At 69.2% G+C, this 26,365-nt stretch carries 24 protein-coding genes; 13 read left to right on the top strand and 11 right to left on the bottom strand.

Annotated elements, in window-relative coordinates; all coding sequences use genetic code 11:
- Positions 1-212 precede the first annotated feature (212 nt).
- Complete coding sequence (locus HDA44_RS30085; protein ID WP_184840169.1) at positions 213-911, bottom strand: demethylmenaquinone methyltransferase; 699 nt, start codon at positions 909-911, stop codon at positions 213-215.
- A 143-nt stretch (positions 912-1,054) separates the two neighbouring features.
- Between HDA44_RS30085 and HDA44_RS30080 the strand changes: the two genes are divergently transcribed.
- Together HDA44_RS30080 and HDA44_RS30075 are read left to right on the top strand one after the other, a co-directional pair.
- Positions 1,055-2,320 carry an isochorismate synthase gene (locus HDA44_RS30080; protein ID WP_184840167.1) on the top strand — a complete coding sequence of 422 codons (1,266 nt, stop codon included), beginning with the start codon at positions 1,055-1,057 and terminating at the stop codon, positions 2,318-2,320.
- Positions 2,321-2,322: 2 nt separating this feature from the next.
- Positions 2,323-2,940: an MBL fold metallo-hydrolase gene (locus HDA44_RS30075; protein WP_184840165.1), complete on the top strand. Its 618-nt coding sequence runs from the start codon at positions 2,323-2,325 to the stop codon at positions 2,938-2,940.
- Here the strand turns inward: HDA44_RS30075 and HDA44_RS30070 are convergent.
- The 3 genes from HDA44_RS30070 to HDA44_RS30060 are packed head-to-tail and all read right to left on the bottom strand — an operon-like array spanning position 2,933 to position 5,280.
- Positions 2,933-3,715, bottom strand: a complete 783-nt coding sequence (locus tag HDA44_RS30070) for a MerR family transcriptional regulator (protein ID WP_184840163.1) — start codon at positions 3,713-3,715, stop codon at positions 2,933-2,935. The two genes, HDA44_RS30075 and HDA44_RS30070, sit on opposite strands and share 8 nt — an antisense overlap.
- Positions 3,716-3,730: 15 nt before the next feature.
- Positions 3,731-4,492, bottom strand: coding sequence for an ABC transporter permease (locus tag HDA44_RS30065; RefSeq protein WP_184840161.1), 762 nt, complete (start codon positions 4,490-4,492; stop codon positions 3,731-3,733).
- Positions 4,489-5,280 (bottom strand): ABC transporter ATP-binding protein, encoded by a 792-nt coding sequence (locus HDA44_RS30060; RefSeq protein WP_184840159.1) that lies wholly within the window; start codon positions 5,278-5,280, stop codon positions 4,489-4,491. Before HDA44_RS30060 ends, HDA44_RS30065 begins: the two co-directional genes overlap by 4 nt.
- A gap of 70 nt (positions 5,281-5,350) precedes the next feature.
- Here HDA44_RS30060 and HDA44_RS30055 point away from each other — a divergent pair, with 70 nt between their 5' ends.
- The 4 genes from HDA44_RS30055 to mptB all read left to right on the top strand — a co-directional run bounded on the left by HDA44_RS30055 (position 5,351) and on the right by mptB (position 9,470).
- A complete protein-coding gene (locus HDA44_RS30055; RefSeq protein WP_184840157.1) occupies positions 5,351-5,980 on the top strand; it encodes a PadR family transcriptional regulator in 630 nt (209 codons plus the stop codon).
- Positions 5,981-6,165: 185 nt separating this feature from the next.
- Positions 6,166-7,155, top strand: coding sequence for an ABC transporter ATP-binding protein (locus HDA44_RS30050; protein WP_202887633.1), 990 nt, complete (start codon positions 6,166-6,168; stop codon positions 7,153-7,155).
- Between the two features lie 76 nt (positions 7,156-7,231).
- Positions 7,232-7,996 (top strand): ABC transporter permease, encoded by a 765-nt coding sequence (locus tag HDA44_RS30045; protein WP_184840155.1) that lies wholly within the window; start codon positions 7,232-7,234, stop codon positions 7,994-7,996.
- A 49-nt stretch (positions 7,997-8,045) separates the two neighbouring features.
- Entirely contained in the window at positions 8,046-9,470 is a 1,425-nt protein-coding gene (gene mptB, locus HDA44_RS30040) for a polyprenol phosphomannose-dependent alpha 1,6 mannosyltransferase MptB (protein WP_184840153.1), read from the top strand.
- A gap of 1 nt (position 9,471) precedes the next feature.
- On the opposite strand, the gene menD is transcribed toward mptB, so the two are convergent.
- From menD to HDA44_RS30025, 3 genes are read right to left on the bottom strand one after another with little or no spacing between them, the layout of a single operon-like run.
- A complete protein-coding gene (menD, locus tag HDA44_RS30035) occupies positions 9,472-11,112 on the bottom strand; it encodes a 2-succinyl-5-enolpyruvyl-6-hydroxy-3-cyclohexene-1-carboxylic-acid synthase (RefSeq protein ID WP_184840151.1) in 1,641 nt (546 codons plus the stop codon).
- Positions 11,109-12,035, bottom strand: coding sequence for an o-succinylbenzoate synthase (locus tag HDA44_RS30030; protein WP_184840149.1), 927 nt, complete (start codon positions 12,033-12,035; stop codon positions 11,109-11,111). Before HDA44_RS30030 ends, menD begins: the two co-directional genes overlap by 4 nt.
- Positions 12,032-13,123, bottom strand: a complete 1,092-nt coding sequence (locus HDA44_RS30025; RefSeq protein WP_184840147.1) for an AMP-binding protein — start codon at positions 13,121-13,123, stop codon at positions 12,032-12,034. The genes HDA44_RS30030 and HDA44_RS30025 overlap by 4 nt, the downstream gene beginning before the upstream one ends.
- A gap of 63 nt (positions 13,124-13,186) precedes the next feature.
- Here HDA44_RS30025 and HDA44_RS30020 point away from each other — a divergent pair, with 63 nt between their 5' ends.
- Genes HDA44_RS30020 through HDA44_RS30010 form a run of 3 tightly spaced genes read left to right on the top strand, consistent with a single transcriptional unit; the run spans position 13,187 to position 17,211 of the window.
- Positions 13,187-14,059 carry a 1,4-dihydroxy-2-naphthoate polyprenyltransferase gene (locus tag HDA44_RS30020; protein ID WP_184840145.1) on the top strand — a complete coding sequence of 291 codons (873 nt, stop codon included), beginning with the start codon at positions 13,187-13,189 and terminating at the stop codon, positions 14,057-14,059.
- A 7-nt stretch (positions 14,060-14,066) separates the two neighbouring features.
- Positions 14,067-15,623, top strand: a complete 1,557-nt coding sequence (locus HDA44_RS30015) for an amidase family protein (RefSeq protein WP_184840143.1) — start codon at positions 14,067-14,069, stop codon at positions 15,621-15,623.
- Between the two features lie 7 nt (positions 15,624-15,630).
- Positions 15,631-17,211, top strand: a complete 1,581-nt coding sequence (locus HDA44_RS30010) for an amidase family protein (protein WP_184840141.1) — start codon at positions 15,631-15,633, stop codon at positions 17,209-17,211.
- Here the strand turns inward: HDA44_RS30010 and HDA44_RS30005 are convergent.
- Positions 17,102-17,632 carry an AAA family ATPase gene (locus HDA44_RS30005; RefSeq protein ID WP_184840139.1) on the bottom strand — a complete coding sequence of 177 codons (531 nt, stop codon included), beginning with the start codon at positions 17,630-17,632 and terminating at the stop codon, positions 17,102-17,104. The genes HDA44_RS30010 and HDA44_RS30005 overlap by 110 nt on opposite strands.
- Positions 17,633-17,733: 101 nt before the next feature.
- Here HDA44_RS30005 and HDA44_RS30000 point away from each other — a divergent pair, with 101 nt between their 5' ends.
- Positions 17,734-17,931: a hypothetical protein gene (locus HDA44_RS30000; RefSeq protein ID WP_184840137.1), complete on the top strand. Its 198-nt coding sequence runs from the start codon at positions 17,734-17,736 to the stop codon at positions 17,929-17,931.
- A 7-nt stretch (positions 17,932-17,938) separates the two neighbouring features.
- Here HDA44_RS30000 and cds1 read toward each other — a convergent pair whose 3' ends face one another.
- Positions 17,939-19,051, bottom strand: a complete 1,113-nt coding sequence (cds1, locus tag HDA44_RS29995) for an L-cysteine desulfhydrase Cds1 (protein WP_184840135.1) — start codon at positions 19,049-19,051, stop codon at positions 17,939-17,941.
- 81 nt (positions 19,052-19,132) lie between these two features.
- On the opposite strand from cds1, the gene HDA44_RS29990 reads away from it, so the two are divergent.
- Genes HDA44_RS29990 through HDA44_RS29980 form a run of 3 tightly spaced genes read left to right on the top strand, consistent with a single transcriptional unit; the run spans position 19,133 to position 21,015 of the window.
- Entirely contained in the window at positions 19,133-19,483 is a 351-nt protein-coding gene (locus tag HDA44_RS29990; protein ID WP_184840133.1) for a hypothetical protein, read from the top strand.
- On the top strand, positions 19,480-20,499 hold the full coding sequence (locus HDA44_RS29985; RefSeq protein ID WP_184840131.1) for a M48 family metallopeptidase: 1,020 nt from the start codon (positions 19,480-19,482) through the stop codon (positions 20,497-20,499). Before HDA44_RS29990 ends, HDA44_RS29985 begins: the two co-directional genes overlap by 4 nt.
- A 36-nt stretch (positions 20,500-20,535) precedes the next feature.
- Positions 20,536-21,015, top strand: coding sequence for a GNAT family N-acetyltransferase (locus HDA44_RS29980; protein ID WP_184840129.1), 480 nt, complete (start codon positions 20,536-20,538; stop codon positions 21,013-21,015).
- A gap of 2 nt (positions 21,016-21,017) precedes the next feature.
- Here the strand turns inward: HDA44_RS29980 and HDA44_RS29975 are convergent, their stop codons facing one another.
- Positions 21,018-23,651: a hypothetical protein gene (locus HDA44_RS29975; protein WP_184840127.1), complete on the bottom strand. Its 2,634-nt coding sequence runs from the start codon at positions 23,649-23,651 to the stop codon at positions 21,018-21,020.
- A gap of 207 nt (positions 23,652-23,858) precedes the next feature.
- Positions 23,859-26,285, bottom strand: coding sequence for a hypothetical protein (locus tag HDA44_RS29970; protein WP_184840125.1), 2,427 nt, complete (start codon positions 26,283-26,285; stop codon positions 23,859-23,861).
- Positions 26,286-26,365 lie beyond the last annotated feature (80 nt).

The following is a 26,365-nucleotide window of genomic DNA, read 5'->3' as shown; positions in this document are numbered from 1 at the left end:
CCCGACAGTCTAGGACTGCCTGACGCCGACACGAAACTCACCCCAACCGCCTTGCAGACAAGCCAATTACGCATAACTTCTATTGCGTAATTAACCGCCCCCCAACAACGGTGGATATCCACTCGTGTGGTGCCTTCTCCACTGGTGTAACGGTGGAGAAGGCACCACACCGGTGGATATCCACTCTTGTGGGGGTGAGGGGAGGCAGGAGGTCAGGCGGGCTTGACCGCGCGGTGGATGGCGACCAGACCGCCGCTGAGGTTGCGCCACTGGGCGCGGGTCCAGCCCGCGGCCTCGATCGCTTCGGCGAGGGGTTGCTGCGGCAGCCAGGCGCGGGTGGATTCGGCCAGGTACTCGTACGCCTCCGGGTTCGTCGAGACCACCTTCGCGACCGCCGGTACCGCGCGCATCATGTACTCCAGGTACACCACCCGGAACGGCTTCCAGGTCGGGTGCGACTGCTCGAGTACGACCAGCCGGCCGCCCGGGCGGGTCACCCGGAGCATCTCGGCCAGTGCCACCGGCACGTCGTTGACGTTCCGCAGCGCCCACGAGATCGTCACCACGTCGAACGTCCCGTCCGCGAACGGCAGCCGGAGCGCGTCGCCCGCGATCAGGTCCAGCTCCGGGTACCGCCGCTTGCCGACCGTCAGCATCCCGACCGAGAAGTCGCAGGACACCACCTCGGCACCCGCCTCCCGCAACCGGATGCTGGACGCGCCGGTTCCCGCGGCCAGGTCGAGGATCTTCATCCCCTTCCGCGGCGCGATCTCGGTCAGCGTCGCCGGCCGCCAGTACAGCTTCTCCAGACCCATCGTCGCGACCACGTTGGTCCGGTCGTACCCCTCGGCCACGTTGTCGAACATGGCCGCCACGGCCTGCGGGTCCTTGCTGAGGTCTGCGCGTGTCACCTGTCTAGTTCATCACGGGCGTAAGCGGCACCGAAATTGGCTGGACATCGGGGAGGCATACTCTTGCATTTCGTGAGTGCGTCTTCAGTGATCCTGTCCGGCCACCGTGACCCGGGGCCGGAGCACGAGCGAGGGGTGGGCCTGTGAGCGTGTCCGAGCCGGTCGGTCGGTCGCAAGCACCGCGGTTGGTGATCCGCAGCCAGCGCGTGGGCGGTGTGTCCGCGCAGTTGCTCGACCATCTGCCGCCCGACGGCGGGCTGGCCTGGGTCCGGCGCGGCGACGGGCAGATCGGCTGGGGTACGGCCGCCCGGCTCGACGTTGCCGGTGGCAACCGCTTCCAGGACGCGATGAGCTGGTGGCAGCAGCTGACCGCGACCGCGGTGGTCCGCGACGAGGTCGGCGTACCGGGGTCCGGGCTGATCTGTTTCGGATCGTTCGGCTTCACCGACCAGGATCCGGGTGAGCTGGTCGTACCGGAGGTGATCGTCGGCCGGCGCGCCGGCACCACCTGGGTGACCACGGTCTCCCCGGCCAGTTCGCTGACCACGCCGCCGGAGCTGGTCGTGCACGAGCCGTCACCGGTGTACGACGTGACCTTCGCGGACGGCGCCCGGACCGGTACCGACTGGTCGAGCATCGTCGCCGACGCGGTCCGCCGGATCACCGCGGGCGAACTGGACAAGGTGGTGCTGGCGCGCGACCTGATCGCGATCGCGGCGCGGCCGATCGACCTCCGCTGGCCGCTGCACCGGCTCGCCACGGCGTACCCGAACTGCTGGACGTTCTCCGTCGACGGCCTGATCGGTGCCACCCCCGAGCTGCTCGTACGCCGGGAGAAGGGCCTGATCACGTCCCGCGTACTGGCCGGGACGATCCGCCGTACCGGCGACGACGCGCACGACCTGGCGCTGGCCGCCTCGCTGGCACGTTCGTCGAAGGACCTGGAGGAGCACGAGTTCGCGGTCCGCTCGGTCGCGGACGCGCTCGAACCGCACTGCACCTCGATGAACGTTCCGGAGACGCCGTTCGTACTGCACCTGCCGAACGTGATGCATCTGGCCACCGACGTCGCCGGGGTCGCGAACAACGGCGCCTCCGCGCTCGGGCTGGCCGCCGCGCTGCACCCGTCCGCGGCGGTCTGCGGGACGCCGACGCCGGTGGCGCGGGACCTGATCGGCGAGATCGAGGGGATGCGGCGCGGCCGGTTCAGCGGACCGGTCGGCTGGATGGACGCGGCCGGGGACGGCGAGTGGTGCATCGCGTTGCGCTGCGGCCAGGCCGACCCGGACGAACCGCGCCGGATGCGCCTGTTCGCGGGCGCCGGGATCGTCGCCGGGTCCAACCCGGACGCCGAACTGGCCGAGACGAACGCCAAGCTGGTGCCGATGAGAGACGCGTTGGGAGACTGACCATGAAGCTGACGAAGTTCGCGCACGCCTGTGTCCGGCTGGAGAAGGACGGGAAGACGCTGCTGGTCGACCCGGGTTCGTTCAGCGAGGACGCGGCGTTCGAGCGCGCCGACGCGATCCTGGTCACGCACGAGCACCAGGACCACCTCGACGTCGACCGGGTCGCGGCGCTGGACGTGCCCGTGTACACGAACGCGGGCGTGGCGGCGCAGCTGACCGCGCTCGGCGACCGGGTGCACGTCGTGGCTGATGGGCAGTCGTTCGAGGCGGCCGGGTTCGCGGTCAGCGCGTACGGCAAGGACCACGCGGTGATCCTGCCCGAGTGGGGCGTACCGTGCGAGAACGTCGGCTTCCTGATCGAGGACGCCGTATACCACCCGGGTGACTCGTTCACCCGGCCGGACCGTGCCGTACACACGAACCTGGTCCCGATCTCCGGCCCGTGGTTCGCGCTACCGCCGGCCGTCGAGTACGCCCGCACGGTCCGGTCATCGCAGTTGGTGGGCATCCACGACGGTCTGCTCAGCCCAGTCGGCCTGTCCATGTTCGCCCGCTTCCTGAACTCCGACGACCGCCCGTACCACGGCCTCACCCCAGGCGAGTCCGTCGAGATCAACTGAGCTCCGGCCTGCCCAAGCCGGCTGGGGCTCGCTCGATGCGGGTCCAGCCGCGCCAGCCGCGTTGCTCGAGGATCGCGAGCAGGCGGTCGGCCTGCGGCGCCGACTCGAGCATGGCGGCGTCCAGCAGCGCGACCAGGTGATCGTCGAGGCCGGCACCTGTCGATCCGGCCTCGACGGCAGCGATCATCAGGCGCTCCACGATGTCGGCGACCTCGACGATCCGCGGGTCGTCCGGTCGTGCGTCGAATGCCCCGCTGACCAGGCTGTAGAGCTTCAGCATGTCCGGGTGCCGCAGTCCCTCGTGCTTCAGCGCGATCACCTGCTCGATCGCTTCCGGGGCCTGCGCCGCGACCAAGATCCAGGCGTCGCGCTCCAGTTCGATGTAGCGCTCCTGGACCCCGAGACCGCGGAGCGTGTCCAGGTAGCCCACGACGCTCTCCGGAAGTGCGAGGTGCTCCCCGGCAGCGAGTCGTGCGAGCCGGCGGCGAGTCTCCTGGATCCGCCGGACGTCGGCGCGCAGCTCCTTGTCGATCTCCTGGACGCCGTCGGCGAACTCCTCGGGAGTCGCGCCGAGCAGCTCGTGCACGCGGGCCAGCGGTACGCCGGCCTGCGCCAGAGTGTGGATCCGGATCAGTCGTACGGCGGCGGCAGCGCCGTACACGCGGTAGCCGGAGTGATCGCGTTCGGCCTCGGGCAGCAAACCGATGTTGTGGTAATGCCGGACCGCCCGGACCGTGACTCCGGCGTACGCCGCCAACTGACCGATGGTGAGCATGGTTCCCAGCTTGCGTCAGGCGATCTTGCGGCGGTAGATCACCATCGCGAGGACATAGGCAACGACGAGCAGGCCGATGCACCACGCGAGGGCGACCCAGACGCCGTGGCCGACAGGCTGCCGCGCGAACAGGTTGCGGATCGTGTCGACGATCGACGTCACCGGCTGGTTCTCGGCGAACCAGCGCACCGGACCCGGCATGGTCTGGGTCGGAACGAACGCCGAGCTGACGAACGGCAGGAACAGCAGCGGGTACCCGAACGCACTCGCGCCCTCGACCGACGACGCCGTGAGTCCGGGGACCACCGCGAGCCAGGTGAGCGCCAGGGTGAACAGCACCACGATGCCGGCGACCGCGAGCCAGTTCAGCAGGCCTGCCCCCGAGCGGAAACCCATCACCAGCGCGATCCCCAGCACGACGGCGAGCGCGATCAGGTTCGCGACCAGCGACGTGACGACGTGCGCCCACAGTACGCTCGACCGGGCGATCGGCATGGACTGGAACCGCTCGAAGATACCGCTCTGCAGATCCATGAACAGCCGGAACGCCGTGTACGCGACACCGGAGGCGACCGTGATCAGCAGGATGCCGGGCAGCAGGTAGTTCACGTACTGGGTGGAGCCGGTGTCGATCGCGCCGCCGAAGACGTAGACGAACATCAGCATCATCGCGACGGGAGTGATGACGGTGGTGATGATGGTGTCCGGGCTGCGGGTGACGTGCCGCAGCGTCCGGCCGGTGAGCGCGGCGGTGTCGCCGAGGAAGTTCGCGGTCATCGTGCCCCCTCCGATGTACCAGTCTTGCCGCCGGTGACGGCGAGGAAGATCTCCTCCAGGCTCGGCTGCTTCTCGACGTACTCGATCTGGGTTGGCGGGAGGAGCCGCTTGAGCTCGTCGAGGGTGCCGTCGGCGATGAGCCGGCCCTGGTGCAGGATCGCGATCCGGTCGGCGAGCTGTTCGGCCTCTTCCAGGTACTGCGTGGTGAGCAGCACCGTCGTCCCCGAGCCGGCGAGCTCCTTGATCAGCTGCCACACCTCGATCCGCGCCTCGGGGTCGAGCCCGGCGGTCGGCTCGTCCAGGAAGATCAACGCGGAGTCCCCGATCAGGCTCATGGCGATGTCGAGCCGCCGGCGCATTCCCCCGGAGTACGTCGACAACTTGCGCCCGCCCGCCTCGGTCAGCGCGAAACGGGCCAGCAGGTCGTCGGCCGCCGCGGCCGGATCAGCGAGGTGCCGCAGCTTGGCGACGAGCACGAGGTTCTCGCGGCCGGTGAGGATGTCGTCGACGGCCGCGAACTGTCCGGTCAGGCTGATGGACGCCCGGACCTGGGCGGCCCGCGTCGCGACGTCGAACCCGTTGACGGCGGCCGTCCCCGCATCGGCCCGCAGGAGGGTGGCGAGGATCTTGATGGTCGTGGTCTTGCCGGCGCCGTTGGAGCCGAGCAGGGCGAAGATGCTGCCCGGCGCGACCTCGAAGTCGACGCCACGCAACACCTCGTGGTTTCCATAGGACTTCCGTAGACTCCGGACCTGAATCGCCGGTCCCCCGGCTGTATCGGCGCTCATGACGATCAGCATCGAAGGTTGCCCCTGCGTCAAGGTCAAGCCGGCCGTACGGCGGATTTACACTGCGACCATGTCCACCACGCGGTTGTTGTTGCTCGGCATTGTGCGGATCTTCCAGCCGGCGTACGGGTACCAGCTGCGGCGGGAGCTGATGACCTGGAACGTGCAGGCGTGGGCGAACATCAACCCGGGATCGATCTACACCGGTCTGCGGACGCTCGCCAAGCACGGGTACCTGCTGGAGGTGGCCGAGGACGGCGCGCGGCGACCGGGGCGTACGACGTACAAGCTGACCGCGGACGGTGAGACGGAGTACTTCTCGCTGCTCCGGGCGATGCTCTGGACCGTCGACGGGTTTCACCCGGACAAGATGCAGGCCACGCTGAGCTTCCTGTGGTCGCTGCGCCGCGACGAGGTGATCGCGGCGCTCGACGCGCGGATCAGTCAGCTCGAAGCGCTGCTCAAGGCGGAGCCGTTCTCCGAGCGGCAGATCATCGAGGACCCGGCCACCCCGGATCACGTCCTCGAGATGTTCCGGATCACCAGCGCCCGCGACGCCGGCGAACTGCGCTGGACCAGGGAGTTCGCCGCCCGGATCCGCGACGGCGCGTACGCGTTCGCGGGCGAACCGGCCGACTGGGCCCCGCACCCGAGCATGATCACCCACTGGGGCGAGATCCCCAACCCACCCAGCCCCTGACCCCACCCAAGCCCCGCAGAACCCTCCGCACCCTCCGCGCGCGCCGAACCCTTCACTTGACGGGGTATCCCCGCGACCGCAGGGTTGCCCCCTCGAATTTCCAGGGGGCAACCCCCTCTTCGCGGGGGCAAGCTGGCGCAGTAATCAAGATTGACTAGTCAAAGTTGATCATTCAGACTGACCGGATGATGATCGAAGCTCGCGGACTGGTCCGCACCTTCAAAACGAAACGTGGGCCGGTCCAGGCCGTGCAGGGGGTCGATCTGGACGTCGCCGACGGGGAGATCGTCGGCTTCCTCGGCCCGAACGGGGCCGGCAAGACCACCACCATGCGGATGCTGGCGACCCTGATCAAGCCGACCAGCGGGACCGCGACGGTGGCCGGCTGCGACCTCGCGAAGGATCCGGTCGGCGTCCGGCGCGGCATCGGGTACGTACCGCAGAGCGGCTCCACCTTGCCGGAGGCGATCGCCGGTGACGAAGTGGTCGACCACGCGCGGCTGTACGGCGTACCCAAGGCGAAGGCGGCGGCCGACGGGCAGCGGCTGTTCGAGGAGCTGGACCTGCCGGGCCTGTGGCGCCGGCAGAGCAAGACGCTGTCCGGCGGTCAGCGCCGGCGGCTGGACATCGTGATGGGCCTGATCCACGATCCGAAGCTGATCTTCCTGGACGAGCCGACCACCGGGCTCGACCCGCAGGCCCGGGCCAACCTCTGGGAGCACATCCGGCAGCTGCGGCAGCGCGGCGCGACGATCTTCCTCACCACGCACTACCTGGACGAGGCGGACGCGCTCTGCGACCGGATTCTGGTCATCGACCACGGCAAGATCGTCGCCTCCGGTACGCCGGACGCGCTGAAGCAGCAGGTCTCCGGCGACGCGGTCCGGCTCGGCCTGGCGAACGTCGCGGACGCGCCGGCGGTGATGAAGATCGCCCGCGAGCTGGACGGCGCGATCGAGGTCGAGACCGAGGCCGACGTGGTCGGGTTCCGGATCCCGCGTGGCGGTTCGGTGCTGCCCGGGCTGCTCCGCTCGATCGATGCCCAGGGCATCGAACTGGCCGGCGTCGAGGTGCACCGCCCGACGCTGGACGACGTGTTCCTGACCATGACCGGCCGATCACTGCGCGACGAGGACCCGGCGCCCGCCGAGGAAGAGAAGGAAACGAAGGCATGAAGGAACGAAGCGAGTTCATCATCAAACACAGCCCGCTCGGAGCCTCGTCCGCGCCCGGAGCGAAGCGAGGACGTGGATGAGTACTCTCCGCGAGACCTGGATCGTGTTCAACCGGGCGATGCGGCTGTCGCTGCGGAACCCGATGTGGTCGATCCTGATGCTCAGCCAGCCGTTGATGTACCTGTTCCTGTTCGGCCCGCTGCTGAAGCCGATCACCGCCCAGATCAGCCAGGGCGCCGCCACGAACGCGTACCAGGTGTTCATCCCGGGTCTGATCGTCCAGCTGGGTATGTTCGGCGCGATGTTCGTCGGCTTCGGCCTGATCGCCGAGTACCGGGCCGGCGTGATCGAGGCCGACCGGGTGACACCGGCGTCCCGGATCGCCTTGATGGCCGGACGGGTTCTGCGTGACGTGGTCGTCCTGGTAGCGCAGTCCGTACTGCTGCTGCTCGCCGCGGTTCCGCTGGGTCTGCGCGCACCGTGGGGTGGCGTGCTGCTCTCCCTGGTCATCGTGGCGCTGCTGGGCGCGACGTTCGCCTCACTGTCGTACTCGGTCGCGCTGATCACCAAGAGCGAGGACGCGCTGGCTCCGCTGCTGAACGGCATCGCCATGCCGTTGCTGCTGCTGTCCGGCATCCTGCTGCCGATGCAGATCGGTCCGACGTGGTTGCAGCGGCTGTCCGACATCAGCCCGCTGAAGCACGTGGTCAACGGCGTACGCGCCCTGTTCCGTGGTGACATCACCAGTTCGTCGTCGCTGTGGGGTCTGTTCTGGGTGGTACTGCTGACGATCGTCGGCCTGGCGGTCGGTGCGCGTACCTTCCGCAAGGAATCCGCCTGATCAACCTGCTGTTCATCCACGGGTCGCCCGGCGGCGCTACCGTCCGCTCATGCGCTCGCCGGTCGTCCGTGGGGTGGTCGGCGCCGTCGTAGTCGCCGTGGCCAGCCTGGTGACCTCGGTGGTGCCCCCGTCGTCCTGGGTGGCCGCGCTGCCGGTCACCGGCGACCTGCGGCACTCGCTGGCCGGACGGATGCTCGGACTGACGTTCATGGTCGCCGGGCTCGGGCTGATGGCCTGGGCCTGGCTGACCGTCGGCCGCCGCGTGATGGCGGGCGAACGTCTCCCACTACTGCGCTACGTCGCGTACTGGAGTGCGCCGCTGCTCCTTGCACCGCCACTGTTCAGCCGCGATGCCTGGAGCTACGCGGCGCAGGGCGCCTTGGTGGCCAAGGGTTTCAACCCGTACGACGTCGGCCCGGGCGTACTGTCCGGCCACATCGTCGAAGCAGTCGATCCGATGTGGATGCAGACACCAGCGCCGTACGGACCGCTACCGCTGGCGTACGGCGGTCTGGCCGCGCACCTCACCATGGACCCGTACCTACTGATGCTGGCGCACCGCCTCCTCGCCGTACTGGGCATAGTGCTCATCGCCTGGTCCGTACCGCGACTGGCGACCGCCTGTCGAGTCGACCCGGCTTTCGCTACCTGGCTGGTCGTACTGAACCCGATGCTGCTCACGCACGGCATCGGCGCGGCCCACAACGACGTACTGATGATCGGGCTGGCCTGCAGTGCCTTCGCCCTGGCGCTGACCGGCCGGTGGGGTACGGCAGCTGTGATCGCCGGCGTAGCAGCCGCAGTAAAGCTGCCCGGTGGTCTTGTGGCCATTGCCATTGCCGCAGTGATGAGCCCACTGGCCGGACGGCTGCACCGGTTCGCCAGTCTGGTCATTGCCGGTGCCGTGTCCGTGCTAACACTCGTCACCATCGGCGCACTGACAGGTGTCGGCTCCGGCTGGCTCGGCGCGCTCGACGTACCCGGACTGGTCCGTTCGCCCTTCTCCATAGCCAACCTGGTCGGCATGGCAGCGTCCGGCGTACTCGGCTGGCTGGGTGAAGACACTGCGGCTGCTCAAGCACTCCAGATCGTCAGACTGGTCGGCATGGTCGCCGCACTGGGCCTGATCGCACTCCTGAGCCTCCGGTCGTCCATCCACTACGCGGCGCGCGCCGTGGGTATCGCACTGCTTGCAGTGGTCGTACTGGGTCCGAGCGCACACGACTGGTACTTCCTGTGGTGCATGCCCTTCCTGGCAGTGGCACGCCCCGGTCGCAGACTGACCACGATCATGACCGCGGTCAGTCTGATCTTCACCATCGCCGCACCGCTCAACTCGTCGCTGCGCGGCGCGACCATCCCCATCCTCACCACGACCGCACTGGTCATCGCGGTAGTACTACCGCTGCTCAACCACGTCCGTACGCTGCACCCTTCACGGAAGGCTGCGAAGGTCCCTGTTACAGCTGCTTGAGTTACAGCTGTTTGAGCGCGGCGACCAGTGACTGGCCCAGCGGCCGGTGCCCGTCGCGGGCGATCCGTACCTCGATCACGTCCAGCCCGGCAACCGCCGGTACGAGCGCTGCTCGCAGCTCGTCCACGGTCCTGACCAGCGTGTACGGCGTTCCGGTCGCCGCGCACAGTGCGGACAGGTCCACGTTGTGCGGCGTACCGAAGACGCGCTCGAAGTGGGTCGCGTGCGACGGATCGCCTTGTTCCAACGTGGAGAAGATCCCGCCGCCGTTGTCGTTGACGACGACGATCCGCAGGTCGGGCCGCGCCTCGTCCGGCCCGATCACCAGACCGTTGCCGTCGTGCAGGAAGGCCAGATCACCGACCAGCGCGTACGTCGGCCCGGCGTTCGCCAGCGCGGCGCCGACGGCGGTCGAGATCGTGCCGTCGATGCCGGCCAGGCCGCGGTTGGCGACCGTGCGGATCGGTACGACCGGGGCGAGGTCGAGGTCGCGGATCGGGTTGGACGAAGCGACCACCAGCATGCCGTCGGCGCCGACGGCCTCGCCGACCAGCGCGGCGATCCGCGGCCCGTTCAGGCCGTCGCCGAGCTCCTTGTCGAGGGCCGGGCGCGCCAGCTGGTCGGCGTGCTGCCAGCGCGCCAACCAGTCGGTCGGGTCGGCGCCGGTGACCTCCAGCCCGGTTACCACCGAAGCCGCGCGCCGGGCCGGGTCCGGCCACGAACCGGTCGGTGACACCACGATCACCTCGACGTCCGGACGGGCCAGCAACGCCGACACCGGCCGGGACAGCGTCGGGTGGCCGAACACCAGTACGCGCTCGATCTCGGTCGCCAGTTCATTTGCCTGCAGCAATAACCGGTACGCGGAGATGACCGCCGGACCAGTGCGTGCGCGGCTCGACGGCTCGGCGAACAAGGGCCACTGACCCGCCTCCGCCACCAGCCGCGCGGCCTGGGACGCACCATCGCCCGCAACCACTACCGTCTTCGGTCCGGGCGACACCGCCGCCGGCCGGCTGGCTGCCGCGTGCACTGCGGTCCACGGCCCGGCGCTGCGCCCCTCCAACGGCTCAGGCCACTCCGGTCCTTCCGTCGGCACCAGCGGCTCGGACAGCGGGCAGTTGAGCTGTACAGGCCCGGGGTCGGCGCTGCGTGCTCCAGTCGCACTGGCAACGGCCCTAGCGACCTGCGAACGCCAGTACGCGACCTGGCCGATCTCTCGCACCGGAGCGCCCATCTCGTGGAACAGACGGATCGCGGAGCCGAACACCTTCAGCTGATCGGTTGTCTGGTTCGCACCACTGCCACGCAACGTCGGTGGGCGGTCGGCACTCAGCACGATCAGGGGCAGGCCACTGTGCGACGCTTCGAGTACGGCGGGATGTAGGTTCGCCACAGCCGTACCAGAGGTGGTGACAACAGGCACCGGCAGACCGCTGCCTCGCATCAGCCCAATGGCGAGGAACCCGGCCGTACGCTCATCGATCCGGACGTGCAGCCGCAGCCGGCCGTCACGGTCGGCGGCCGCGAGGGCCAGTGCCAGCGGCGCGCTCCGCGACCCCGGGGAAACCACAGCCTCGCGTACGCCACACCGGATCAGCTCGTCGACGACAACCGTCGCGAACGCCGTGGACGGGTTCATCCGGCACTCCTTACTCGGGACATCCGTTCTTCCCACACCTTGGTCCGGTCCGCATCCGCACGGGCCGCTTCAAGCAGTTGGGGGTCTGGTGTGATGCGCTTGACCGGCAAGTACCCGTCGACCGCCAGCAACGGGTCGGCGACCACTTCGCGAGTGAACATCGACACGGTGGCCAGACCGCAGGCGTACGGGAGTTCTGGAAGCGCAGCGGCGAGTGCGACGCCTGCTGCGATACCTACTGACGTTTCCAGTGCTGACGAAACCACTACTGGCAGTCCGATGCGCTCTGCGATGTCCAGGCAGGCACGGACGCCGCCTATCGGCTGCACCTTCAGTACAGCTATGTCCGCGGCTTCCAGTTCCCGTACGCGCAGTGGGTCTTCTGCACGTCGGATCGACTCATCAGCGGCAACCAGTACGTCTGTACGCCGCCGTACTTCCGCCAGTTCCTCCACAGTCGCGGACGGCTGCTCCACGTACTCCAGGTCGAACCGCTGCAGTTGTTTGAGGTTGTACACGGCCTGATCCACCGACCAGGCGCCGTTCGCGTCGATGCGTACGCGTCCGGTGCCGATCGCGTCCCGTACCGCTTCAACTCGTTCCAGATCATCCGCAAGGGTCTGACCCGGCTCAGCCACCTTCACCTTGGCCGTACCGCATCCTGATGCTCTGACCAGCTCTGCTGCCTTTTCGGGACCGACAGCAGGCACAGTGCAGTTGACTGGGATGCGGTCGCGCACCGGCGCCGGCCACCCGTACTCGGCCGCCTCCCACGCCGCCTGCAACCAGGACACACAGGTCGCGTCGTCGTAGTCCAGAAACGGACTCCACTCCGCCCAGCCCGCTGGGCCTTCGAACAGCATGCCCTCGCGGACGTTGATGCCACGGAACTTGTTCTTCAAGCCGATGGAGTACGTGATCACCGCACGCCCTCCAGCAACCGCTGCCGGTCAACCTTGCCGGAGGCAAGCATCGGCAACGCGTCCAGTGCGACCACGTCCTGCGGCGCCCAGGTCCGCGGCAACAACTCGCTGATCCAGTCCCGCAGCTCATCCCGGGACGGCTCCCCCACCACGAACGCGACCACTCTGGTCCCCCAGTCCGCATCCGGTACGCCCAGTACGGCAGCGTCCTTCACCTGAGGATGCTCGAGCAGCCGCGCTTGCACAGTAGTCAGCGTGACATTCACGCCACCGGAGATCACCACGTCGTCCACGCGGCCGACCACCCGCAGCCGTCCGTCCACCAGCTCGCCGCGGTCCTGCGTACGGAACCAGCCGTTCCGCAGCACGTCCGCAGTGAGCTCAGGGCGCAAGCGGTAGCCGGAAAACAAGGTGCTGCCCTTGATCAAGATCCGGCCGGCGTCCAGCTCGATCGACGTACCGTCCAGCGGTACACCGGCGTACACGCAGCCGCTGCCGGTTTCGGTCATCCCGTACGCCGGGATCGCGGTGACACCGGCTGCCGCGGCCCGGGCCTTGAGCGGCTCCGGCGTCGACGCCCCACCGATGATGATCGCGTCGAACAACCGCAGGCCGTCCAGGTCGGTGTCCAGGTAGCGCGCCAGCTGGGTCGGGACCATCGCCGTGTAGCGCCGTACGCCGGTCAGCTTCCGGGCGGCGGCGGTGAAGCTGTCCGCAACGACGACCGGGGTGGTGCCGGCGACCAGCGAACGAGTGAGGATCTGCAGACCGCCGACGAAGTACGGCTTCATCGGGAGCAGCCACTGCCCTGGGCCGCCGAGCCGGTCGTGCGTGGCCTCGGCCGAGGCGATCAGCGCCTCCCGTGACAGCAGCACTCCCTTCGGCTCACCCGAGGAGCCTGATGTGGTCAGCACCACACCGGCGGCGTCCTCGATCGGCTCGTCCGGTGCGGCCGCCTGGCGTACCCGCGCGGCCCCGACCGCGTCCTCGGGCACCGGCGCGAACGGTGTGCCGCTGCCGTCCAGCAGCCCGGCCAGCGCCGCCAGCACCCCGTCCGGCGTCCCCGGAACCAGTCGCAACGTAGTCATGACACTGACGAGCCTACGGCCCGCCTCCGGCCGCTCGGCCCCCGGCTGACAGAATCGACCGCCATGGCTACCCCTGCCCAGTGGATCGAAGGCGCCCGCCCCCGTACGCTGCCCGCCGCGATCTCCCCAGTCCTGGTCGGAACCGGCGCTGCCGCGTACCTGGATGGCTTCGTCTGGTGGAAGGCGCTGCTCGCTCTGGGCGTCGCGCTGGCGCTGCAGATCGGCGTGAACTACGCCAACGACTACAGCGACGGTATCCGCGGCACCGACGAGAACCGGGTCGGGCCGCTGCGGCTCGTCGGCTCCAAGGTAGCCACTCCCGGGTCGGTCAAGACCGCCGCCTTCACCTGCTTCGGTGCCGGCGCGGTGCTCGGCATCGTGCTCTGTGCGACGACCACCTGGTGGCTGCTCGTCGCCGGTGCCGCGTCACTGCTCGGTGCCTGGTTCTACACCGGCGGCAAGAAGCCGTACGGCTACCGCGCGCTTGGCGAAGTCAGCGTGTTCCTCTTCTTCGGCCTGGTCGCCGTACTCGGGACCACGTACGCCCAAGCCGAGTCGCTGCACTGGACCGCGATCGCCGGCGCCGTGTCCGTCGGCTCGATCGCATGCGCGCTCCTGGTCGCCAACAACCTCCGCGACATCCCCACCGACTCGGTCACCGGCAAACGCACACTCGCCGTCGTACTGGGCGCTGCACGGTCCCGCCGCATGTACGCCGCCCTGGTCGCACTCGCCTTCGTCCTGGCCGCCGTCTCGGCTATCGCGACGCCGTGGGCGCTGCTCGCCTTCATCGCCGTCCCACTGGCGATCAAGTCGATCCGCATCATCCTCAGTGACGCCGTCGGCCCGGCCCTCATCCCGGTCCTGAAGAACACCGGCCTCACCGAACTCCTGTACGCCGTCGGCCTCGGCATCGGACTCGCCCTCGGGGGATAGTTCTCCCATGCCACCGCTCAGCAGCGCCGAACGCGTCGAACGGTCCTTGGCCCGCATCGCCGAAATCGACCCTTCGGTCAACGCGATCTGCACGCTGAACCCGGCGGCACGCGAGCAAGCCGCGGTGCTGGACGCCGAGCGTGCGGCCGGTCGCGTCCGCGGGCCACTGCACGGCCTGCCGATCGTGCTGAAGGACAACATCGACACCGCTGATCTGGCCACCACAGCGGGATCACTGGCGCTCGCCGGGATCGCACCGCCGGCCGCGGACGCCGAGCTCGTCCGCCGCTTGTACGACGCCGGCTGCGTCCTCATCGGCAAGACCAACCTGAGCGAATGGGCAAACTACCGCGGCAAGGACGCGCAGGGCGGATGGAGCGCGTACGGCGGGCTGACCAGGAACCCGTACGCGCTCGAGCACTCCGCCGGCGGCTCGTCGTCCGGCTCGGCCGCCGCGGTCGCAGCCCGGCTGGTGGAACTCGGGATCGGCACCGAGACGAACGGCTCGATCATCTGGCCCGCGTCAGTGAACGGCGTGGTCGGTATCAAACCGACGGTCGGGATGATCTCGCAGCGGGGGATCGTGCCGCTGGCACACTCCCAGGACACGGCCGGACCGATAGCACCGTCGGTACGGCAGGCCGCCGCCGCGCTTTCCGTGCTGAGTGGGCGCCCGACCGACTACGCGGCCATTTGCGCCACAGACAACCCGACCGATCTGTCCGGCGTACGGATCGGCGTCCCCCGAGATACGCCGTGGGGAATGGACTCGCGGCGGGACCGGGAGACCGAGCTGGTTCTGAGCCGGCTGTCCGCGACCGGCGCGACGATCGTCGACAACCTGTCGATACCGATCGACGATGACTCACCCGGACCCGTCGTGCTCGACCATGAGCTGAAGGCAGGGCTGGAGGCGTACCTGCGGACGCGGCCCGATGCGCCGCAGACGTTGGAGGCGTTGATCGCCTTCAACCGCGAACATGCCGACACCGAGCTCCGGTACTTCGGGCAGGAGTTCTTCGAGCGCGCGGCCCGGACCGAGGGACTGGCTGCGCCGGCGTATCTTGCGGCCCGCGCCGAATGCCTCCGGATGGGCCGGGACGGGATCGACAACCTCGTCCAGCACCACGAACTGAACACGTTGCTGGTGCCAGGGTATTTACCGGCTCAGCCTATCGATCTGGAGAATGGTGACAAATCCCGCGGCGGCTGGTCGGCACCCGCTGCCTGGGCCGGGTACCCGATCGTCTCCGTCCCGTGCGGCATGGTCGACGGGCTGCCGGTCGGGGTCGCGTTCACGGGCACTGCCTGGACCGAGTCGACGTTGGTGCGAGTGGCACACGCGTACGAGACACTGCGGGCCGAGGAGCACGGCCGTTTTCCGGAGCCGGAGCTCGGCCGGACAGCTCCGCTCGCCGCCGCGGGACCCGATGTCGTCAGGCTCGCGTTCGAAGGACAGAGCCAGGCCATCGGAGCCGCCGTACCGCCTACCGGAACTGTGCCACCCCAAAGTCCCGGCAAAACGGCTGGACCGGACCGATCCGGGCCGGCTCTCGGAGGATAGTTCTCCTATGTCACCGCTGAGCTGTACTGAACGGGTCGACCGGGCCTTGGCCCGCATCGCCGAAATCGGCCCGTCGGTCAATGCGATCTGCACCCTGAACCCTGAGGCCCGCGCGCAGGCCGCCGTACTGGACGCCGAACGCGCGGCCGGCCGCGTCCGCGGACCGTTGCACGGCAGACTCGTCGTGCTGAAGGACAACATCGACACCGCGGGCCTGGCCACCACCGCCGGGTCCTTGGCGCTCGCCGGGATCGCACCGCCGGCCGCGGACGCCGAGCTCGTCCGCCGGTTGTACGACGCCGGCTGCGTCATCATCGGCAAGGCCAACATGTGCGAGTGGGCCAACTACCGGGGCGAAGGGTCGACCAGCGGATGGAGCGCGTACGGCGGCCTGACCCGGAACCCGTACGCGCTCGGGCACTCCGCCGGCGGCTCGTCGGCCGGTTCGGCCGCCGCCGTCGCGGCCGGTCTGACCGAGCTCGGGATCGGCACCGACACGAACGGCTCGATCGTCTGCCCGGCCTCGGTCAACGGTGTGGTCGGCATCAGACCGACCGTCGGGCTGATTCCGACGGACGGGATCGTGCCGCTGTCGCTCTCCCAGGACACCGCCGGACCAATGGCACCGTCGGTACGGCAGGCCGCCGCCGCGCTTTCCGTGCTGAGTGGGCGCCCGACCGACTACGCGGCCATCTGCGCGGCAGCGAACCCGACTGACCTCTCCGGTGTCCGGATCGGCGTACCACGCAGTGCTCCCTGGGGGGCGGACCCACGGCGGGACCGGGAGACCGAGCTGGTGCTGAGTCGCTTGTCCGCGGCCGGCGCGACGATCATCGACGATCTCGCGCTGCCGGTCGCCGACTACTTGCACGGACAACCCAGAGTCGACCACGAATTCAAGGTGGGCCTGGAGGCGTACCTGCGAACGCGTCCGGACGCGCCGCAGACGCTGGAGGCGGTGATCGCCTTCAACCGCACGCACGCGGACACCGAGCTTCGATATTTCGGGCAGGACGGCCTCGAGCGCGCGGCGCTGACCGAAGGACTGGACGCACCGGCCTACGCCGCGTCCCTCGAAACCTGTCTGCGACTGGGGCGGGGCGGGATCGACGATCTCGTGCAACAGAACGATCTGAGTGCGCTGCTGCTCCCTGGGTGCTCCGCGGCGCAGCCGATCGATCTGGAGAATGGTGACAAATCCTTCAACGGATGGTCGACGCACGCTGCCTGGGCCGGGTACCCGATCGTGTCCGTGCCTTGCGGCATGATCGACGGGCGGCCGGTCGGGGTTTCCTTCACGGGCACTGCCTGGACCGAGTCGACGTTGGTGCGAGTGGCACACGCGTACGAGACGCTGCGTGCCGAGGAGCACGGCAGGTTCCCGGAGCCAGAGCTCGGTCGGACCGCCGCGAGTCCTGACGTGGCCAGAATCGCGTTCGAAGGGCAGAGCCTGGCCACCGGCGCCGTCGCACAGCCGGCTACAGGAACTGCGCAGTACCAAAGTGACGGCCCAGCGGCTGCACCGGACCGATCCGCTCAAGCACGTACGCCGTCAGGTCCGCCAGATCGGGACCGGCCTCGATCGTGATCTCGCCCGGTACGCCGAGCAGATCGAGCGGTTTGTACCACTCGCGGAGCTTGTCCGGGCTGACCGACATGTTCCGGCCCTCGTGCCGCCGGAGCGTCTCCTCGAGCGGGACGTCCAGGTAGAACACGTGCGTCGGCCCCGGATGCTCAGCCACCAGCTGTCGCACCATCTCGCCGTAGTGCGGCTCGTACAGGATGCCTTCGAGGATCACGTGGTACCCGATCCCGACGCAGTACCGCACGGTCTCCCGGATGAAGGCGATGTTGTCCCCGCCGGCCACGTCATGCTCGCGCAGGATCACCCGGCGAAGATGGTCCTGCCCCACATTGGCCGTACCACGCCCCATCCCGCGCTGCACCTCAGCCGCCAGCGTCGACTTCCCCGAACCCGAATTCCCCCTGATGACCACCAGCTGCGACATCTTCGGGAGGCTACCGATCCACCGTGCCGATCAAACGGTTGCCCACCGCGGCGGCGCGATGTTAAATTCTTTCAAAGCTACCTGATCGATTCGAAAGAGAGTTGCACGCATGGCCCGCTCGCCCGGACGTCAGCTGGTCGTTCTTCGTCGGGCCGAGCTACCTCAAGGTCAGCCGCGGGCCGACCACCATCACGATCACGTCACTGATTCCGGTGTCCGGGGTGAAGTTCCGGGTCTGCCGCAAGACCACCAACGGCAAACTCACCTGCGGCAGCGAAACCAAGGAGTACCGCCGCTGACCCGGCGTCACTCCGGTTCGGTCCAGCGGCCGGTGGTGGCGAAGGTTTCGAGGGTCGCCGTGTACGGGCTGATGTCGATTCCACTGGTCCGCAGCCAGGCGTCGTCGTAGTACGTGTTGCCGTACCGCTCGCCGCTGTCGCACAAGAGCGTGACGATGCTGCCGCGGACGCCCGTACGCCGCATCTCGGCCGCCAGCCGGAGCGAACCCCACAGGTTGGTACCGGTGGAGCCGCCGACCAGCCGGCCGGTGACGCGCGAACAGAAGCGCATCGCGGCGATCGACGCGGCGTCCGGTACGGAGATCATCCGGTCGACGACACCGAGTACGAAGGACGGCTCGACCCGCGGCCGGCCGATGCCCTCGATCCGGGACGGTCGGCCGGTGGAGAACTCGTGGTCACCGGCCTCGAACGCCGGGAAGAACGCCGAGTTCTCGGGGTCGACGACCGCGACGGACGTCTCGAAGCGCTGGTAGCGGACGTACCGGCCGATGGTGGCCGAGGTCCCGCCGGTGCCGGCGCCGACCACGATCCAGGTCGGGACCGGGTGCTGCTCCAGCGACAGCTGACCGAAGATCGACTCGGCGATGTTGTTGTTGCCGCGCCAGTCGGTCGCGCGCTCGGCGTACGTGAACTGGTCCATGTAGTGCCCGCCGGTCTCCTCGGCCAGCCGCTTCGCCTCGCCGTAGATCTGGCCGGAGCGCTCCACGAAATGGCAGCGGCCGCCGTAGAACTCGATCAGCTCGACCTTCTCCGGGCTGGTCGACCGCGGCATCACCGCTACGAACGAGAGCCCGAGCAGCCGCGCGAAGTACGCCTCGCTGACCGCGGTCGAGCCGCTGGACGCCTCGATCACGGTGGTGCCTTCGTGGATCCAGCCGTTGCACAGGGCGTACAGGAACAGCGACCGGGCCAGGCGGTGCTTGAGCGACCCGGTCGGGTGCACCGACTCGTCCTTCAGGTACAGGTCCACGCCGGTACCCTCCGGCATCGGGAACACGTGCAGATGCGTGTCCGCGCTCCGGTTCGCGTCGGCGTCCACGATCCGGATCGCCTCGGACACCCAGGCCCGCGCCTTCTCGTCACGCCGATCGACCTCATGGCACACAACCTCACTCATGCGGGCCAGGCTAGGACGAACTTGAGGATTTGAGTATTCCTACGCTCCGCAACCACCGGTGCGGCGACCAGGATCGTGGCCATGATTCCTCTCGGTGCGGTCGAGTTCTCCCCCGCTGACATCGCGCTGATCCTCGCCGTCCTCACCCTCGGCGCCACCGCGCTCGCGCTGCCGGCCACGCTCACGCTGGCCTGGGTGGGCGCCCGCCGCGGCCGGAACCATCCGGGCTGGACCGCGCTCTGGTACTGGTTCGCGGGTACGGCGCTCTGCCTCACCACCACCGCGCTGGCCGCGGGGAACGGGCTCGGGTGGTGGGCAGTGCCGGCCGGGTGGGTCCCCACGCTGCTGCTGGCGGCGGCGCTCGAACCCCACTGGCCCCGGAAGCGAGCTAGGTTGGGGGTTCATGACAACCGGTGGCAGGGGGAGCGATGAGCGAGAGCAGTGATCGGCCGACGCGGCAGCGGGTCACGTTGACCGATATCAGTTCGCGGGCCTGGGAGCATCCCGCCGACCGTGGCGCCCTGGTCGCACTGCGGCAGCTGAAGGGTTTCGACTTCGTCCTGCGGAAGATGTCCAGCCTGATCAACGAGCGGGCGTTCCGGCTGCAGTACCTCGGGTCGGCGATCCGCGTCGACGAACGGCAGTTCCCGACCGTGCACCGGCTGTACACCGAGGCCGCCTCCACCCTCGACGTACGCCAGCTCCCCGAGCTGTACGTCACCAACAGCCCGATCTGGAACGCGGTCACGATCGGCATGGACCGGCCGTTCATCGTGGTCAACAGCGCGCTGCTGCAGGGCCTGGACGAGGAGGAGCTGCGGTTCGTCCTCGGTCACGAGCTCGGCCACGCGCAGAGCGGGCACGCGCTGTACCAGTCGCTGCTGATGTGGCTGATGCGGCTCACCGGCGCGGTCAACTGGATGCCGATCGGCGCGCTCGGGATTCGGGCGATCATCGCCGCCCTGCACGAGTGGTCGCGGAAGGCCGAGCTGTCCGGCGACCGGGCCGGTCTGCTCGCGGTCCAGGACCCGGCGGTCGCGCTGCGCGTCCAGATGAAGCTGGCCAGCGGTGGACAGCTCGGTGAGCTCGACACGACCGCGTTCCTGGCGCAGGGCACCGAGTACGAGAGTGCCGGCGACCTGCGCGACAGCGTACTGAAGCTGCTGCTGCTCGAGGCGCAGTCGCACCCGCTGGCCGTCATCCGCGCGCACGAGCTGCGCCGCTGGGTGGACGAGGGCGAGTACACGACGATCGTGTCCGGCGACTACCCGAAGCGCCAGGACGACGACAACGCGTCGATCTCCCAGGAGGCGAAGAACGCGGCCAAGTCGTACTCGGACGCCTTCAACCGGTCGCAGGACCCGCTGGCCAAGTTCCTCCGCGACGTCGGCGAGGGACTGGGCGGCGTACGCGACTGGGTGTCCTCGAAGTTCCCGCCCCGAAACTGACTGGTTGTTGTCTGGGCCGACTGTCATCCTGTGCGGGTGATCGACGTACAGGCAGTTGGCCCGGAGGACTGGAAGGCGTGGCGTGAGCTGCGGCTGGCCGCGCTGGAGGAAGCACCGTTCGCCTTCGGTTCGCGGTACGCGGACTGGGTGGACGCGACCGAGGAGCGCTGGCGGGAGCGGCTCGGCTCACCCGGCGCGTACCAGGTGATCGCCTCGATCGACGGCGTACCGGCCGGGATGGCCGGCGGGTTCCCGGACGAGCCGGGGACGGCCGAGCTGGTCTCGATGTGGGTCGCCCCAACGGGTCGCGGCCGCGGCGTCGGCAACGCCCTGATGACCGCGATCGAAACCTGGGCCCGCGGCATCGGCGCCACCACGCTCAAGCTATCCGTTGTCCCCGGCAACGATCCCGCGCACGCCCTGTACCTGCGCCACGGCTACACCGACACCGACCTCCCCGGCGACCCGATGCCCGACGGCATCCACCACGAACTCGTCATGCACAAACCCCTCTGACCTCACCGCTCCATCGGCCCCTTGCGGCGCCCCTCCGCCCCACCCGCACGCCGCGGCGCCTCACCCTGCTCTCGCCCCGACGCGGACTCGGACTCGGTGCCAACCGCAGCCTCGGCAGCCGGCGTCGATTCAGGGGCCGGGCGCAACAACTGGGCCGGCGCATCGCCGAGGCGGTTGTGTATCGCGGCGACCAGATAGCGGCCCTCTTCCGGCCCCCAGGTACCGCGGTGGCCCAACCGTTCCACCTCGGGGATTCGCTCGTGCAGCACCGGCCGCTGACCGCTGTTGGCAAGGTGATCGGCAAAGCAGTAACGAATGGCATTCTGCCCGGCAAAGTCGGGCCGTTTCGTGTTCACGTCGACCACCTCGATCCCACCAGCCGGCGTCTCGTCGAAGGTGAGGTATGCCCTCGGCCCCTGCGGCTCGGATCGGGCCAGCAGTGTCACCCGGTTCCCGTTCGCCGGTGGGACAGGCAGCTCGGACGGCGCCGTCACGGGCTTGGCGAGCACCTCGCGTACCGCTTCCTCGGCCAGCACCCGGTCCGCCTCGACCGAATGGTCCAGCCGCAGCACCTCTCCGTTGTCATGCTGGAACTCATCGAGCCCCGTCGCGACGGCGTCGATCCAGGTCGAACTCACCCAGCCCGACGCGAGGTCCGCATCCACAACGGCGTCACGTACGGCGCGCGGCAGCCGAACCTCGACGTAGTTGTCGTCGTCGAGCGCACGTACTCCGGTCGTCTCCAGGCCGAACGCCGCCAGCCGCGCCGATTCCACCTCGGCCACGGTCCGGAACATGACCAGTGGCTGGCCGGGCTGCATCCGTCGGTGCGCGCCTTCCACGACGGCCGCGATCAGCGCGTCGTCAGCGCCGCTGACCGCACCGAGCTTCCCGAGCTCGAACCGGGCGATCGTTTGCGTGATCCCGACGGCCGCCACCGGCACCCCGTCGCGTACGGCGAAGGCGACCCGTCGTTGATCGTTGGCAGCACTCGAATCACCCGCCTCGACAGCCGAGGGGACGATTGCCTGCCAGAGGCTTTCGACATCCGGCGGAACACGGCCGTCCGAGTCCATCGCGGCCGCCAGTTGGTCGGACACCTTCTCCTGCAGCGCCACGAACCTTGGATCGGACGCACTGAGGTACAGAACGTCGCCACCGGACTCACGGAACCGTTGCACCGCGGCAGCCAACTCGGCCGGGTCGACGGCCACTACGCCGGGGGTATCCAGCGCTGCGAGCAGTTCTGTCATCCGCGCTGCCGAAGGCTCATCGATCTGCCTCAGGTTGCTCCTGATCTTCGACGCCCAGTTCGCCGCGTCCCCCGCGGAGAGCTCATACTCATTCTGCCCGGCGTACTCCTGCGCTCCGGCCGCGGAGAACGACACCCCCGCACCCGTACGTACCGCGCTCTCCATCATCATCAGCTCGGTCGCCCGGAACGCGCCGATCTCCACGGCGCCCGCGAACCGCAGGACATGCAGGTCACCGTTGGCGTTGCGCCCTGCGATGACCAGGCCCTGGGGCCGGTCGTCCACCATTACGACCATCGTCCGTACCCCGTGCTGGGCCGGAATCGGCAGGTCCGCGAGAACCTCCGTGTAGGTGGACAGTTCCAGCATCGCCAGGTCGGCGGCGTCCCGCTGCTTCTTGTCACCGTGGTCGTACACCTCGACGGTGCCGCCCTGGTCGAGCCAGCCTTTCAGCTCGGTCGCCCACCGGCGGTACGCGGACGGGCTGACCTGGTGGAACTGGACGTCCGGGAAGGGATGTTGCCCACCTGCCTGGCGCTGCGTGACCTGGTCGGCGATGTGGCGTACGTCGGCCGCCGCCCAGGTCGGTGCCTTGATACCGCGGGTCTGCCCGTCCATACCGATCAACCGCCGCGACTCCAGCGCCCGCGGCCCGTACCAGGTCTCCGGCGAAACCTCATGCGACACAGCCAGCATCTCCTGCGCGGCCATCGACACCAGCGCGTACTGCACGACACAACTGGCTTGCTCACCACTCAGCGGCGGCGCATCCCCTCGTACACCACCGGGCGGCGGGAGAAACGTACTCCCGTCCTCGGCAATCAGCGCCGGCGGAAAGGCGCTCCCACCCGCCACCGCCGGCCCACCGGCCGACCACGCCGGGAACGCACCAGCCCCAGCCCCAGCACCAGCACCAGCACCGTCGCCCAGCAGCCCGCCCGGGAGCCCAACCCCCTGCCCGCCCGGCCGCCCGACGGGCGGTGTCGGCGGGAAGGTGCTGCCGCCGCCGACCACCACCAGCTCGCCGTCCTTGCGCCGGAACGTGACGACGGTCAGCGGCCCGTTCTCCCCGTCCTCGACCAGCAGGGCGTGCTCCGCGTCTACGTGCGTCAACGCATCCACCGCGGCCCGCTGCGAACGCCATCCGGGGCCGCGATCGATCCCCGGCAACCCCCGGCGCAACGTGTCGGTCAGCTGGTCGGTCGCGGCAAACGTGTGCTCAAGCCGCTCCGTGTAGCTCCGCCACTCCGGGTTGCCCCTCCAGATCACCCGCACGGTCCCACCCGGCCGACTCAGAAACCCGGCAACCCCGGCAGCGATCGAGCCCACGGTCCCACGCAGCCGACCGTCCCGCTCCTCGAACCCCACCTCGCCCGCGCCCACCCCGCCACCTCACTCAATCGTTGCCTAGCCCCCCCCCCATCACCCTAAGTCAGCCGCAGGTGCACCCCCACGTTCCGGGCGCGAACCTGCACCACTCCCCAACCGCACCGACCCGGCACAATCACCCACCTGCCGAGCGCGCCGCCCAGGCGATCCCCACGTTGGTGAGTGCCGCACGTCCGCCACCCGTCCATACCTACGCCGACCTCAGCGCTCCATCGGCCCCCGCCGCCGCCCGTCCGCCCCACCCGCCCGCCGCGGCGCCTCACCCTTCCCACCTTCAGCAGCTCGGCCGGAGTCGGCGCGGTGGTCGGCTTCGTGGGCTTGGGCGGGTTCGGAGGTAGGTGCTGGGGCCGACGGCAGCAGGTCGGCTGGTCGGTTGCCGAGGCGGTACTCCACTCCGGTGAGGAAGTAGCGGCTCTCGTCCGGGCCCCAGATCCCTTCCATGCGGTCGAACATGGAGATCTGTTTCTGCGGCACCGCTGCTTGACCGGTCTCGGCGAGGTGTCCGGCGAACCAGTACCGAGCGGCCTGCCCGGCGCCGTCGTCCTGCCTCGCGTTCATCTGGACGACCTCGATCCCATTGCCGGGCGTCTGGTCGAAGGTGACGTACGCCGGTCCGTGCCGCTCGGATTGAGCCACCACCGTCACCCGCCTCCCGTTCACCGGCGGAACCGGGTCAAGGTTGCCCGGCACGCCGCGGACCACGTCTTCAGCCACGACCCGCTCGGCCTCGACCCGCTCGGCCTCGACCGAGTGATCCAGCCGGCGCACCGATCCGCCGGCATCCTGGAACCGCGTCAGCTGCTCCGCCGTGTGGTCGAGCGACTGCGCATCCACCCAGCCCGCCGCGCGGTCCGCCCTACGGAGGGCGTCGCGTACGCCGAGCGGCAGGCGAACCTCGACGCGACGATGGTCGTCGTAGGCACGCATTCCGGTCACGTTCAGCCCGTACGCCTCCAACTGCCCTGATCTCGCCTCGACGTCGGGCCGGAACATGACCAACGGCTTTTGGTCTTCCACCCGGGCGTATACGCCCTCGACGATGGCCGCGTTCAGCGCGTCGGCGGTTTCGGGGGCCGGGGCGAGCATCCCGAGCTCGATCCGGTGGTCGGTCTCCCTGACCGCGGCGGCGGCGACCGGCACACCGTCGACCACGGCTACGGCGACCCGGCGGGTGTCGTTGGCGGGCATCCAGACGCCGTCGTCGTGAACCGTCGGGTGAAGGACCCGCGACAGGCTGCCGGCATCGGACAGCGCCGTTCCGTACACGGCCGGCGGCTTGGCCACCTTCTTCCGCAGCTCCGCCAACCTCGGATCGGATGCTTCGAGGTACAGGACGTGGCCCCCGGCTTGACGGAACCGTTGCACCGACGCGGCCAACGTCGCCGGGTCGGCCGGGTCGGCCGTCGACGTTCCGGGCCTGTCCAGCGCGCCGAGGATCTCGGTCATCCCGCTGTCCGCCTTGGGGTCCAGTTGGCGCAGCCTGCTGCGCAGCTGTGCCGCCCAGGCCCTCGGCTGCGACCAGTTGATCTCCTGGTTCACTTTCGTGTTCGCGATCAGTCCGGTCCTGGACGCGATGACCGGGCAGCCGGACCGGGCCGCGGCCTCCGTCAGCATCAGCTCCGTGGCGCGGGCCGCGCCGAGATCATCGGAGCCGTAGAACCGCATCAGATGCAGGTTGCCGTCGGCACCCCGTCCGGTGGTGACGAGACCACTGGCCCTGCCGTCCACCATCGCCACCATGGTCCGCACCCCGGATCGGTCCGGGATCGGGGGCATCACGGCATCGTTCGGATCGGAGGCCAGTTCCAGGATCGCCTGGGCGGCCGCCTCCCGCTGCTCCGGGTCACCATGGTCGTACACCTCGATGCTGCCGCCCCGCTCGATCCAGCTCCGGAGCTGAGTCGCCCACCGCCGGAACCCGGGCTCGGCGATGTGGTAGGACTCGACGTCCGGGAAGGGATGTTTCCCGCCGGCTTGGCGGCGCGTGACCTGCTCGGCGAGGTGGAGAGCGTCGGCCACGGTCCAGGCCGGCGCCGTGTTGTCGCGGCGCTGTCCGTCGACGCCGCCGCTCAACCCCTGGGACTCGAGCGCCCGCGGTCCGTGCCAGAACTCCGGCGGAGCTTCGTGGGACACCGACAGGATCTCCTGCGCGGCCATCGACGCCAGCGCGTACTGGGCGGTGCGGCCGGCTTCCTCGGCACTCGGCAGCGCCGCCTCCGGAGATGCGCCCGGCGGGAACGTGGTCCCGCCACCGACCACCACCAACCCGCCGTCTTTCCGCTGGAACGTCACGACTGCCAGCGGCCCGTACTCACCCGCCTCGACCAGCAGGGCATGCTCGGCACCCGCGGCCGTCATGGCCTCCGCCGCCGCCCGCTGCAGGTACCAGCCCGGGCCGCGACCGATCCCCGGCAGACCCTGCTCCAACGTCCGGGCCACGCGATCCGTCACCGCGAAATCGCGGTTGAGACGCGCTGCATAGTCCGCCCATTTCGCGGACGCCCTGCCGATCACGTGTACTTTCACGTCCGGCCGGGCAGCGCACGCGGCCACGCCGGCCGCCAGCTCCGTTACCGTCCCACCCAGCCGGCGGTCCCGCTCCTCGAACTCCCGATCGTCCCCAGCCACCCGCCACCTCGCTCGAATCGTTCCGTAGTTGTCGAGTCACTCTAAGTGGTTCCAGGTGCATGTGGAGCGCCGGGACAAAC

This window comes from Kribbella solani (assembly GCF_014205295.1).
Lineage (GTDB): Bacteria > Actinomycetota > Actinomycetes > Propionibacteriales > Kribbellaceae > Kribbella > Kribbella solani.
Note: the sequence above shows the minus strand (reverse complement) of the source record. Positions and strands in the feature narration are given on the sequence as shown.